This is a genomic window from Syntrophomonas palmitatica JCM 14374 (assembly GCF_001311885.1).
GTDB classification, from domain to species: domain Bacteria; phylum Bacillota; class Syntrophomonadia; order Syntrophomonadales; family Syntrophomonadaceae; genus Syntrophomonas_A; species Syntrophomonas_A palmitatica.
On sequence record NZ_BBCE01000029.1, the window covers coordinates 1 to 13,811 of the forward strand.

The following is a 13,811-nucleotide window of genomic DNA, read 5'->3' on the forward strand; positions in this document are numbered from 1 at the left end:
TTGACACTTATCCCCTTGACACTTCCCTTGACACTTGTCCCCTTGACACTTTTTCATTTCTATGCTAAAAAAATTGCCATTTTATTCGTCACTTTTCGCCTTGTTTATTTTTTTTACGATAGATAAAATCTCATTAAGAAGATTAATAATATTGGATATGCCATATAATATACCTGATATAGCAATTAGTGGTACAAGGACGATCAGGACAGTATATACTCTGCTTATCCAATTCGCATGGTCTGATAGAGAAAGTTGAAATATTATACTAAATACCACTGCGCAAATTAATAATAAAAATGCAGTGGTTTTAAATATTTTGCTCATATACAAAAACCACTTCCTTAATAAATTAATTCTATAGTAAAGACTTTATATTGTCTCTCCTACCTAGGAGCATATAATCTGTCTGTCCAACCAAAATAATATTTCAAAATTGAAATTATTTTATGATTATTTCGTTAGTAATTGATGTAGTTTCCTCTGATGTATATCATATAGTCGTTCTTACTCAATAACCAAATTAGATTTATCTATATGTCTTTAAGCGTCTGAAGGAATTCGTATTAGTGGTTACATTTTAGCGTTTTTGTAACTTTAATCCAATTATCTCTGTCTAGAATCGTAACCCTGGTCCCCCAAAAAAATAACCTCAGGTTTGGCGTCCGTTCCAATCTCTACATCATCCAGAGTTTTAAAAATCAGCTCATACGGCAGTGAATCAATATGCCCAACCCACTCAACCAATCTTAACAATTCCTTAGCCCGATAAACCTTGAGTAAATCCTCCCCGTTAATAGCCCGCTCCCACTCCTGCAAATAAGTTTCTTTATTATCAACCAGCCAGTTCCAGGCTTTTATAAATGCCCGCTCGGGTTCACCGGCTGGAATCCAAATATCGGTACACAGCATCTGCCGTTCCTGCGGTAGCTTGCGGTGCTTGGCTTTATAAAGTGAGTATCTATCCGTCACCGGCTTGGTATAGCGCGGCTCCGGCGCAAACATCCGCCCTTCAATCTCGGTCCCCCGCTTATCTATAAAGCTGCTGCAACACCAGTACTTCTTCCCTTCTTCACCTTTCCTGTTGGAGCCTATGAGCATATAAGTACACCCGCAGGTCGCGCAGATTATCCTGGCTGACAGCGGGTGTTTTTCACTACTCTTATGATATGTAGATATATGATGGTCCCGGCAATATTGCTTCTGCCTTTCCAGTTCCAGCTGTACCAGCTCCCAGATCTTGTCATTAATTGCGGGGTATCTTCATAATAATATTGTGGCAGTTCCCTCTTGTTTTTGACCCGTCGTTTGGTTAGATAATCAGCGTTGTAGATTTTTTGTCACCTGGTATCGCCCTTCATCTTTTCATTGGTTAGAACCTTTAAGATCTGGCTACCCTACTATAAAATGATACCACTGCACACCCCTGGCCCATCTTTCAACGATTCCAAGAGGGGGGTGCAAAGAATCGCAAATTTGCAGCCTTCTCCAGTCCGGTATTCCGGTGATTTTTTAAGAAGACAACACTAGTAGGGATAGGGTTTTCTCTTAAAAGATCACCAATACTATTTGTGATCTTTTTCTTCCCGCATTTCAATATAGGTACATTCTTGCCGCAATACTTTATGCCACATAACTCCATTTTCAACATCTTTACCACAGGGCAAAAACGTTACATATCCGGGGTAACTTTCGTCAACATAATCAGGATCAGGCTCTCCTTGAACTGGCGGAGGTACAGGTCGCCCCGCCATAACCCTTAACGGAAAGGCACAGCAAGCGATAGGTTTTGCATGCCAAGGATGAAGATCCAATTGTACCGCTGCCTTCTGTAAGGAACAAAACCCTCGTTCGTCGGCCATTACACAACGCGTATGATGGAAATGGGATGGATAGTTTTCTTTTTCATAGTGATATACACGCGTAGCAGTTTTTCTTCCTGTCACCAAGTTCAACCAATTGCCATCAACAATATACTCTTTTGGAATATCTGGAAACAGTTCAGGGTATTTGTTAACAAACTCAACCAGCATCTCTTCTTCTCCCGGTTCTAAATACACTCCATCATAACAACAATATGCTTCGCATTGCGGAAAAGAGCACGGTGCTAGTTTTGGACTAGAAGGAAAATGTTCTTGAAAACTCGATTCGTCATCATCATAATATGAAAGAATCGGTTGAATATAAATGTCTATCCAGCGATCCATGTTTGTGAAGTTTTTATGTTTCTTTACCCAAGGATTCCTTTCAATAGCTATATAGATGATCTCAGGGCGTCCCTTTACTCCTTCACAGTTTAAACATGAATTAATCATAATGTCGGCTACTTCTCGATTTACTTGTTCTAGATTTGGAAACAGGAGTAGCATAGCAGCAGCCGCTTGGGCTGTTAAACCAGGGGTTTCGTTTTTCTCTGTTAATTTTAACAACTCTTCTGCTTCTTCTCGATGCCAAGGTACTACCTCTAATTTTGTTGCGGCAATAAGAAGAAAAGTGGCGCTAACCGATTCCAAATAATCAAATTTATTTTCTGAGCATTTTAATTTTATTTGTTCCAATTTCTTCAGAGCAGAATATGGATCCCCCATATCTGTTAATGCAAGACAATACCATAATTGACCATAAAGAGTATCCCATTGATGCCCTATAGCCTTTGAAATACCTATCCCTTCTTCATAATATATTAAAGCTTTGGATGCTTGTTTTTGACAGGCTAAAACATTAGCGTAACATATTGCAGCAATATTCCAGGCATGTTTCCAATTGCCTAAACAGGCCTCAGTGTATGCAGACTCTGCCTCTATTTTTGCTTCTATTAGTTTTCCACTGCCCATCAGAGCATCAGATAAATTGACTTTAGATAATAGATAATTATAATGATCAGCCGTCTCTTGGTAATATTTAATATTATTTACGTTCCTCGTAACAACCTGTTTGTTAAGATCAAGATTATGCAATATTAAGCCTGCAGAATGATCTATTAAAGCCTTCGCTGCTGCATTAGAAGAGAGGAATCCAGAGAACTGTTCTTCTGTTTCCGCGATATACTGCTTTCCTTTTATATTATTGCCCGCATAAAAATGAGCTACAATTCTGTGACTAAAACATCGGAAAGCTAGAGCTTCCGTGCTTTGCTTTACAAGTTGACATGCCTTTTCTGCTAATTCAACTGCCTTTGTTGCATCTCCAGAGCGTTGCAAATATTGCGATTGATATATGAGAGTCAATGGTTCGCTATTTTCAGACTCACTTATAAATTTGGAGAATAATTCAAGGTATTCTTCTTCTTGTTTTGTATTTCCCATACCAAAAGATGCTTCAATTAGCATACACAAAATATGATACAAATCATCATGCTTTGGGTTCCATCTTTAATGATAGTCTCACCTAACCTAATACAGTTTTCAAATAAGCCATCCTGTAAGTAGCACTGCATTAAATATATACGTGCAATATTAACTGAATTTCTTGTTTTCTCGTTAATTTGGCTTAATCTATCTACCAAAAAAGATATTCCTCATAAAGCCTTATCTGTTCGTTGCGTTCTATTTTGTCTATTATATGAGTTTCAATCATTTCTTGATAAAAATCCATTAACACTTCCTGAATTTGGTCTTTTTCTGGACTCTCTTCAAAAAATTCCCGTGCAATCTCATAATATAGGAAACGTCTAAATTCGGCTATTTCCCCTATTATCGGGCGGTCCACATTCCGAGTTAAGTTATAAGGATTATCGGCCAAACTTAAATCTTCTGGATTAAACTCTACTGAAGGGATATTTTGCTTGCATCGTTCGATGAATAGTTTATCAAACTGTGTACCCTGAGCACTTCCGCATGTCAATATTTGTCCCACAGAACCGTTATCTAAATTTAGAATTCGTTCGACTGCTAATTCTTTTTTCTTTGATGATAGGCCTCGCACCTTATATAGAGAAACTCTCAATGTTCCATCACTCGATATCCAACCTGGTGTTAATTTAAGTTTTGCTATATATTCCCATAATAATTCTAAATCTCCACTGCATTTCTCAACTAGCACATTATGAGCCTCTACACCTATATGTGGTAATTCATTTTGAATGATTGCTAAGACATCCTTATCTAATAACTTAGATAGATAAACACAACGACATATGCCTCTGCTTTCAAATCCAGAACAGATATGTGGCAACGATAATTCCGAAAATTCTTTAGCAGCCTGTTCCTTATAACTATTTTCCCAACAAGTAGCGATTACCATGAGCGGCCATCTTTCTTTAATTCCACGTTCTAATACGCGATTTAAAAATTCTGCCGTAATAGGATCCAACCACTGAGCATCATCCAATACTAATATTAGCGGAATAGTTGGAAGCGATTTTTCCTTTAAACTAAAAAGGGCGGCAAAAACATCCATGGTTTGGTTCACAAGACTTCTTTTTTCCTGGACTAACACTCTCTCACAACGATCGTTTGAACCTTTCTTTTTCAGTAATGTATTCTTAATATCGTTTACTGAATCAATTAGAGAAATTCCATTGGATACAAAATCGAGTATCGTCTTTATAACTTCAGTTGTGAAATTAATTCCTGGGAATGCAAAATCAAGCACTGTAATAAGTGCCTTACCTATTTTGGCATTCTGTTTTTTCCGGGCACGAGATTCGAATATACCTGATAAATGCATGGCAATTTGCTGACGCGATCGATTCAGTGCTGAATCTAATTGTGTACTACTATTACGTTCATTGGAATTTTGACAACGCAGTCCTATCCACATCCATGGCATTTGATGAACACGATTTTCATCTAAATTACTGAAACTAGGTACGATAGACATTGTATGTCGGGTATCGCCAATGTTCTTCGGCCAGTATTCACTAGGATCATGTTTCATACAAAGACTAAGATAAAACTCCTGCACCATTCTCGTTTTACCAATCCCTGTATCCCCAATAATAGTAACAAATCTAGTTTGCCCATTCTTAACGCTTTGAAAATCTACAACAAGGTCATTTATTTCCTTTTCCCTTCCCCAAAAGCCATCAGCCATGCTTTATAATCCTCCCTTAATAATCTTTCCTTTTCTCGTGATAACTCTTAAAATCATAGTATTTCATTTTGTTAACGAAGTGGTGTTCTCTAGGTTATCGCAGTTCTGCGCGATTCCGGGTGTTGATGGGCGTGTTCCATTAAGCCGCATGTTCTTAATATTTTCGGCCGTTGGGATTCCACATCAACTCCTGGCAGCAAACCTCCCATGTCTTCCTGGGTCTTCGCCCTAAATTCCTTCGTCCTGCTTCCCCAAGAGGTGGAATGTCAGTCATGCTCCTTAGCTGGGTCTAGGCCCTGAGGGATAAATTCAACCTGACTCTCCCGGCTCTTCGTTTCCATTGGTTCGATGTTTTCAAGTCTATGGGTTCTTTGAGTTGCTGCGGCGTAGTAACTCTGAACATTTAATGAGTAATCTGGCTAGGCTGCTGCTCTCATTCCCAGTTCAATATCACTTAGCATCTTATCCGCACTGTAATCGGTGCCGTTTCCTAATAGCCCGTAGAATACGCGGATGAGCTTGCCGCAGAGCGCTATTATTGATTGCATCTTGGTTAACGGATTCTTTTCCCTGATCAAATTCTTTTGATGCAGCATACGAAATTCCTGATTGGTGGCCAGGATCGTTATCATGGCCATGAATAACCCATGTCTCAATCGTCTTCGTCCCCGGCGGCTGATTCTGGTCTTGCCATTATGCTTGCCGGAGCTGTTCTCCACCAGGTTGAATCCCGCTAGCTTTTGGATCTGACGTGGATCCTGAAAACGGTTGATGTCGCCTACTTCTCCCACAAAGGTAGCTGCCGTGATCAGACCAACTCCTTTGATGTCCAGAAGTTTTTCCGCATTGGGAACCTGCTTCAAGAGATCCATCATGACCTGCTCCAGTTGTTCATATTGCCTTCTGTACAGCTCATATTCAGCAAGTAGATTTTGCAGACTGGCTTCTGCCGCTACCAGGCCGGTTTTCCTGCCGATGCTTTCTTCGGCTGCTTTAACCAGTTCCTGTGCTTTCTTAAGCCCGGCACTGCGTTTCATGGATTTTTTCCAGATTGCCTCTATCTTTTCAGGACCGGCTGATACGATCTTTTCCGGGGTCGGAAAGTGCCGCAATGTCAATAATGCTGCTTTGCCCTGCCAATCGCTAAAGATGGTTTGGTATTCTGGAAAGTGGATATCAATCCACCTGGCCACTTGGTTGTCGATGGCGGTCATCCGCTGTACCAGCCGGTCGCGTTCGGCTACCGCCTCACGCAGTTCCTGGTACACGTCTTCTGGTATGTAGACTTCGCGGTAACGTCCGTCTTTCACCAGCATGGCTATGGTCTTGGGATCTTTACTGTCGTTTTTGGTTGGACTATTATCGTCCAGTTCTTTGGTCCGTTTGACATGAAACGGATTGACTATCGCAAGTCTATGGCCCTGGCTTTTTAGGTAATCTCCCAGCGTAAACCAATAGTGTCCAGTGGGTTCGAAACCGACGATAATATCCGTCTTGTTGTGCTGCTGGCATATATAACTGCATCCACTGCTCCAGTTTCTGAAAACCTTCTGCTGTGTTGCTGAATTTAAGCAGCTTGCCTAGTTCAATCCCCCTGTAATCAAAGGCTCTTGCATAGTGGATCTCCTTGGCCACATCAATGCCTACCACCAGGGTCCAAGTTTTGATTTGCGAAATCTTCTCATTTTGTGTACTTTTCATATAGGGATGCCTCCTCTACTTTGATTTGTGCCGTCTTTGCGGGATTCAGCACAATTTCGTTGTAGAGATGGGCATCTCTTTTTTCAAAGACCGTTTTTACTGATTACAGGAATGCTCCTTAAGATTTATTAACGCTGTAATCCAACAAATACAGAGTAATTGATCCGCATTAATTGAAATATTCTACCACAAAAATACTTCACTACATACTTTGATCTAAACATTATTTCCATTTTCTTCTATGTCATTCTATATAATTCCTGCATCTTTTTATACATTTATTTATTTCCGCAAAATAGTAGGTTCCTTAAGTTCAAGTTTTCTAAAAAACATACATCAATAGAATATAAACCCACCAAACACTTCGCAAAAACTATGTGTTAAAAGTCAATCGCTTCAAAGACCGAAAATTATTGTTAATATACATTAAAGAGTTCTAAAATAAAGAAGTATATACTAGCATCAAAAAAAGGCTAGTCATTAACGAATAATGAGACTGGAGGAGCAACATGACCGTTTTCGGTAAAAGTATAAAACTGTTCCTGCTGGACGGCACCCCGAACGGTCGCTGGATATGCGAGATGTCCAACTGGACTGGCAAGGCATATAAAATCCCGCGAACGGCCGTAAAGGAGTGTGTTGATCGAAAAGAACTCTGCTCGTCTGGCATTTATTTTTTATTTGGTACGGATGATGATACGGGACTGCCGTTGGTATACGTTGGCGAGTCAGAATTAATATTTGAGCGTCTGAAAGCCCATTTGGACGGAAAAGATTTTTGGACAGAAGTTATCGTTTTTATCAGTAAAGATGATAACCTCAACAAGGCACACATAAAATATCTCGAAAATCGATTCCATGATATTGCAACGCAAGCTGGAAGGTATACTGTTAAAAACAGCAACATTCCTACAAAATCCAGCTTATCTGAAGCTGACACTGCTGAGATGGAAGAATTCATCCACAATGCAAGAATCGTCATTAATACGTTAGGGCACAAAGTGTTCGAACCTATTGCACAAGTTGCGGAAGGGCTGACGCAGCATGAGAATCTGTTCTCGATTCAAAATTCAAAAGGCGTATTGGCAAAAGGACAAGTCGTACCGGATGGTTTTGTTGTGTTAAAAGGATCGACGATCAGTCCAAATGTTTCTCATAACTCGGTAAGTCCTGGAGTGATTCGGGCAAGAGAAAAATATATTTCCAATGGAAAAGTCGTTGATTGGGCGCTACAAGAAGATATCCTTTTCTCTAGTTCGTCAGCTGCCGCCGACTTTGTACTTGGCAACAGCGTCAGTGGTCCAAAAACATGGAAGAACAAAGATGGTAAAACGCTTAAAGAGGTCGAGGAAGGTTAGTACATAAAAAAAGTCAGCCCTCAATGTCATTTACCTGATGATGCACACCCCGTTTCAAACCGGTGCACTTTTCCTCAAAAACAGTTCTAAAATCGGCGCTATTCCAACTGATTAACTACCCCAGAACACAAGAAAACCCAGCATTGCTGGGTTTTCCTTTGTATCAAAATTTGAGTGATAATCTGGCTACCCTACTATAAAATGATACAAATGCACACCCCTTGTCAATCTTTCAACGATTCCAGGGTGGGGGTGTGCATTTCAGTTGAGGGGGGGCAAAATTCTATTAATTGACAAGGCAAACAATGAATTGATAAGTTGCGTTCCACTTCACATCCTATGGCTACTCCGATTATAATCACCAAATTTTAACTCCTACAAACGTTCAAGGATAGAATTGAAGATTCCACTTGGCTGATGCTGCTCCTCCCTAAACTATCAGACTACTTCAATGTAATCGATTCAGTTCGCTACAAACATCGGTCCAATTCCCAGCTTCAAGAGCAACGTCCTCACAGTATTTGCCTTTGAATACCAATCTCCCATTTGCTGTAATCCACTTCATGTGCGTATCAAGTAGTTGCTGAAAAGCATACAACCTCTGTTCAGGAACTTGTAGTTTTCCTAACCATAATAACCAACTCCCGAAATCTTCATTAATTTGGTACACCCAAGAATGGTTGGAAGATAACCGCTCTTTACAATAATCATAGTGTTCAAACATTTCTCTTTTAATTGATTCCCTTTCATTGCTGCCCAATATAGGGTAGAGGCAATCATATAGGCGTTTTGTCCCATCCCAAGAAAAAGAGTAGATGTCTTGTCTCCCCTGCTTTGCGTTGATTAGTTGAATAATATTGTCATAAGTAAAATTTTCATTTTCTCTTTCCGCATAGAAGAATGAGAGAATAATATCGACATATCCGCTATTATCATTTTCAACCGATTTTAAAACGAACCTAACCCTCTCGTCAAATGCTTTGCCGTCTACCTCATCTGTATACTTCTTAGTTGGATACTCGTTATCAGATTCAAACCACCTTGTTGGAATTTTGTATGTTGAACGCTCTTGCTCGCTTAGTTGATAATCAAACTCAAACTGAGCTATTTCCCTCATACAACTCATTAAGTCTGACTTATTAATACGCTGAAGGAAGTTGGTTATTGCTGTCCTGATATCACAAAGATAGATTAAATTTATGTTGTTTGCCGCATTGTATCTCGGCATAGTCTGGTCTATTTTAAAAATGCCAAGTGCTGTTTGCCAAATTAGTAAGACCTCTTCTTCAGTGAAAGAACCGTCTTCAAAACTCGATATGATTGCATCAGCAATAAGTTGCAAATCATTGCGTTTTTGCGGCTTGATGGTTTTTATCAGACTAAGCACTGCCGAAGCACCAAATGTCCCAACGACTGCGGCTACCGCTCCACTAACAGCAATGTCAGCCCTGTTGTCGCCAGTTTCTGATGCATATTCGGAAATGTTCAACAATTTTATGCCAGGATTATTCCAGGTGAGGTTTTGCTTGGGTATAGACTCAAACCATCTCAATAGATTATAGAGCGAGTATTCTTTTCTACCAACGTAGCCGACTTTCTTATAGGCAAGCAATTCTTTAAGGGTACTGACATCAATATTAACTCCGCTTGTATTTGCAAGTGCAATAAACTTGTTTGCTACATCAATAGTTTCGTAAAGTTCGAGTTGCCACACTTTTCCGTCATTAGGGTTAAGCCAATTACTCGACACCTTTTCAAGAATGTCAGTGCGCCCACATTCATAAAGATGCGTCCACCAGATGTCAATCAACAATGTGCTATTTGTCTCTTCGACCTTCCTAATTAAGTAATCTAATACGAAGTCTTTTATCGTGTCGTTTAATTTGATATACAGTGTCAAAAATGTTTCAAATAAGGTTTTAACAGCCGAAACAGCCTTGATTGTGCTTATCGCCCATAAACCTTTCTCTTCAAAAACAGTATCCAGTATAATTTTAATTGTGGTTCTCGAAATACCCTTAAATCTGGAATTGATGATATCTGCTAAGAAGCGATAACACAAAAGCAGGTTGTTTGCCCACCAAAATTCATAGCTGTTTTGTTTTTTTTCATATCCTAGCAATTTAATAACAGCAGTCTTTACATAATCCTTAAAGCTCTGAGGCGTTATCTTTTCGTCGTTGTCATAAAGTGACATAACAAAAAATGTAATAGCAAAACATTCAAAACTGTTCTCTTTATTATCCACATCGGATTTGGAAATCAAATCAAAACCCTGTTCAAGTACCTTTATTAATATGTCAGTACACCACTCACCACAGTCATGTAAAATGCACCAGAATAAAAATCGAAGCTGGCATTCAATGGAAAAGGAATTCAACCCATCGTTCTCGGCATACTTTTCAATTAAATCTTGGCAATTTGCTCTCAATAATTGAAGCAACATTTCTTCGTGATCTTTCTTAAAAAATAAGCCGCCTCGCATTAGCTCAAATCCTCTTTGTGGTGATTCATGCATGGCTTTACATACCAATCCACTGTTGAAATAGGCAACCGCTAACTCATGGGAGTCATCTTTGCAATCTTCAAAATAAACAGGTGATCCCAATTTATATTTGATACCGCCCCACTTCTCAAGTATTTCCTTATGAGCATGTATATATTTTCTAATGTCTTTCTCTTCTCCATTATTTAGCTTTTCAATCAAAGTATAAGGGGAATAGTCCCTAAGCCAATTATTAAGGGCAATGTTGGCTCGATCAAATTTACCTTCATCAATCAGCCAGTCAATCTGAGATAATACCGAATCAATTTTGTATAAGTCGAAATCACAAGTATCGCCATATTCGCACGGCAATATTTCAGGCAGGTCATGTTTTTCTAAATGGGGAGTATCTGCCCATTGGAGCGATTGCTGGTATTGATTGATGGTTTCCAAAGCGCAACTAAAAGCGACCAAAGTACGGAAGTTAACATTGTTGTCGCGGATGATGCTAAGACAATCGTCCAATTGACCTATTATTTCATTCATCGGGCGTTCAAGTGCGATTGCCTCCATAACAAAATCGGCGGTAAATAATCCGACCATCTCAATAAGCCGTTCAGCGGATTTAAGAAGCTTAAATCCAGTTACGTGCCTTTCGATAGCTTCGTTTTGTTCGCTAAATACAAAATCAGCTAATGTGGAACAAGTAATCTTATACTCATCTGTGTTTGTCCGCATATAGTTTTCAAGAAATATCCGTACATCGTTGTGAAACACTTGATAAGAGTTTCCCGTTTTTATCACAATGGGGTAGAGATTATCAAGAATTCGCTCCCAACATTGAACAGGGATATTGTAACTCCTAAATATTTTTTCAAGTTTGCTTGCGGAAATCGGTTGGGATAGCATTGACAATACGACAGCAAGATTATTATCTGTATAGAAGTAATTACTTGGGATTTGCTTCTTGCTTGATTCCCAAATATAGTTGTAGTATGCTGACAAACCGCTTGAAATTGATGTAGTATTTATACGTTCTTGCAGTTCTTCAAGTTTTGTAAAAGCCGTGCATTCTTGTGCAAGGAAAACAGATGAAAGCGTATTCCCCGCAGTTGAGGATATTATAACCTGTGCAATTTGATTTATTGTACAGTCAGAAAAATTCACGTTGGTTGCAGCAAGCAACTGCACCAAATCAGATTCAACTACAACAGGGACATCAAAACGCAAAACATCGTCACCGGAAAGCCACTGTGGGTAGCCGGTGTAGTTTTTCAGCGATTGTCCGGCTATAAGAAAGCAGACGTTATCAGGAACAGCACTTGGATCGGGCAAAGTCGATAAAAATGTTTTACTCTTACCAGCTCTTACTGCGTGGTCTATGCCATCAACTGCAATCACAAATGTCTTTCCGCTATTAAGTGCATATTCTTCCGCAATACGCAATACTTCCTCTCGGAGTTTATCCACGTTGGGTAAAATTCCGTTGCAAACAGGAATATTATACTTGGCTATACTTCCCTTGCACTTATCGCGCAATTGGATGAGTAGGTCACTCCAAAAGTCCCTCGGTTCATTTATGCCCTCATCCGCAGATATGAATTGGTCGCCTGGCATCATAGGTTTGAAAGCGTGAAACCTCAGAGAGATGACTGAATTCGGTTTATTTGCTATTCTACTAATAATATTTGTTTTCCCAGACCCCGGTTCCCCTGAGAGGAAAAACACAGGTTTCTCTCGAGATGTCAATTTTTGTTCCAAATCATTGATAAAGCTCTCCCGCGAAGTAAAAAAAGGCTCACAAATTGGTAGATTATGCTCTCCTACAAAGTTATCCTGTGATAATGCAAGTGCTTCAAACAAATCATCTCTAGTGATAGTTCGATTCGGGGATAGAGTAGTTGTCCACATCCGTAATGCTCCGCAAAGCTGAATATCCAACCCCGCTATGGTTCTTTCATCAACTTTGAAATATCTCGCTAACTTATTGTGTATGCCGCAAATAAGGTTATCAAGGTTATCTTGACCAAGGTTAAGAGAGAAGTTTTTCAAAAACTCAAGCGATTCAGCAGGATTGTCCGGAGACAACTGTTGACACAGACTCTCAAAGTCGGCAGCGTATTGGGTCAAAGATATATCACATAATGCATCAATCCGAGGCAACTGTTCCCGTAATGTATCGAAAATTGCTGATATCTTAGCATCACCACTTCTATTTGAGTAAATTGTAGCTCTACACGGGTTGTGTTTAGCCTTCAGTATTTTCCATTCCGAGAAAATACCGCTTAACAGAGAGTTGCCATTTTTGTCTAAACCAACAAGGTCGGAAAAATTGAATACATCATTAACGCGCGTATGCTTGACCTGAATACGATTAGCACTGCCATCCTGATTAGCTACGACAACATCATCAAGCTTATTTGAATCGTTAGCTTGAAGTTGAACGTGTTTAACATTAGAATTTTGGTCAAGCATATCAAGAGCGTAGTATAATCCCACGCTCCATTCGTACCAGTACGGGTCGGCTATACCCGCTGATAGATTCCGTTTCATATTCGATTATCCAGCAGCAATGTTTCAATTTAGAGACTTATTGCTACTGTACCTCCTTATCGTAATCGATATTAATGTTTTCCTACTCGTTAAAATCCAGTAATCGAACCAATTGTTGCGGCAAATCGTCCATCGATGTATGAGGGATACCTTATGGCTAAGCACTAACTTTCTTCTGGTAATTCTATTGCTCGCATTTGATCTAGTATACTTTTAAGCGGATTGCATTTATCTGCATTATCCCTAACCAACTCAATATATTTTCGCAACAGATCGTATCTTTCACTTGTCATGTAAATAGAAATTTCTCTAATTCATCTGCATATCTCAAAAGCTGATTATGTTGAAACCAGTTATTTTGCATAATTCGGTCTGTCGTTGATTATAGAATCTATTTGCGTCTGCTTTTTTTTTTCTAACTTTCGCTGCTTCTCATAATTTTCCTTTTTAATTTGTTTTTTCTTTACATTTCAAATTGAATCGCCCGTTTTTTCTGCTCGACTCCATCAATTATTTCATTATTGAAACATAGTTTGCATATATAATGAAAAATGGTAGGGATTTGATTTCCAACTGTTCAGCCACATCGCTATATGATAAAGAGTTGTGAATGTCAATATAAAATGTACCAAAAACGCTAATATTTTTTGTACCACTTTTCAGTCAAAGCAGCAAAAACT

The 13,811-nt window shown here is 39.3% G+C and carries 6 protein-coding genes and 1 pseudogene; 1 reads left to right on the top strand and 6 read right to left on the bottom strand.

The features are described 5' to 3' along the window. Positions 1-606: 606 nt before the first annotated feature. The 4 genes and pseudogenes from JCM14374_RS12355 to JCM14374_RS12370 all read right to left on the bottom strand — a co-directional run bounded on the left by JCM14374_RS12355 (position 607) and on the right by JCM14374_RS12370 (position 6,735). Positions 607-1,101 (bottom strand): hypothetical protein, encoded by a 495-nt coding sequence (locus tag JCM14374_RS12355; RefSeq protein WP_054697960.1) that lies wholly within the window; start codon positions 1,099-1,101, stop codon positions 607-609. A gap of 464 nt (positions 1,102-1,565) precedes the next feature. Continuing rightward, complete coding sequence (locus tag JCM14374_RS12360; protein ID WP_054697962.1) at positions 1,566-3,329, bottom strand: DUF3109 family protein; 1,764 nt, start codon at positions 3,327-3,329, stop codon at positions 1,566-1,568. A gap of 169 nt (positions 3,330-3,498) precedes the next feature. After that, positions 3,499-5,034: an AAA family ATPase gene (locus JCM14374_RS12365; protein WP_054697965.1), complete on the bottom strand. Its 1,536-nt coding sequence runs from the start codon at positions 5,032-5,034 to the stop codon at positions 3,499-3,501. 419 nt (positions 5,035-5,453) lie between these two features. Then, positions 5,454-6,735, bottom strand: a pseudogene (locus JCM14374_RS12370) (IS110 family RNA-guided transposase). Between the two features lie 509 nt (positions 6,736-7,244). On the opposite strand from JCM14374_RS12370, the gene JCM14374_RS12375 reads away from it, so the two are divergent. Continuing rightward, positions 7,245-8,093: a GIY-YIG nuclease family protein gene (locus tag JCM14374_RS12375; RefSeq protein ID WP_054697968.1), complete on the top strand. Its 849-nt coding sequence runs from the start codon at positions 7,245-7,247 to the stop codon at positions 8,091-8,093. A gap of 224 nt (positions 8,094-8,317) precedes the next feature. Here the strand turns inward: JCM14374_RS12375 and JCM14374_RS13685 are convergent, their stop codons facing one another. Continuing rightward, a complete protein-coding gene (locus JCM14374_RS13685; protein WP_157049116.1) occupies positions 8,318-8,455 on the bottom strand; it encodes a hypothetical protein in 138 nt (45 codons plus the stop codon). Between the two features lie 86 nt (positions 8,456-8,541). Continuing rightward, positions 8,542-13,131, bottom strand: coding sequence for an AAA family ATPase (locus JCM14374_RS12380; protein ID WP_054697971.1), 4,590 nt, complete (start codon positions 13,129-13,131; stop codon positions 8,542-8,544). Positions 13,132-13,811: the final 680 nt, after the last annotated feature.

Bases quoted from the DNA above. Each gene is read 5' to 3' on its own strand.
- JCM14374_RS12355 (WP_054697960.1), bottom strand. From the start codon at position 1,101: ATGCTCATAGGCTCCAACAGGAAAGGTGAAGAAGGGAAGAAGTACTGG.
- JCM14374_RS12360 (WP_054697962.1), bottom strand. From the start codon at position 3,329: ATGCTAATTGAAGCATCTTTTGGTATGGGAAATACAAAACAAGAAGAA.
- JCM14374_RS12365 (WP_054697965.1), bottom strand. From the start codon at position 5,034: ATGGCTGATGGCTTTTGGGGAAGGGAAAAGGAAATAAATGACCTTGTT.
- JCM14374_RS12375 (WP_054697968.1), top strand. From the start codon at position 7,245: ATGACCGTTTTCGGTAAAAGTATAAAACTGTTCCTGCTGGACGGCACC.
- JCM14374_RS12380 (WP_054697971.1), bottom strand. From the start codon at position 13,131: ATGAAACGGAATCTATCAGCGGGTATAGCCGACCCGTACTGGTACGAA.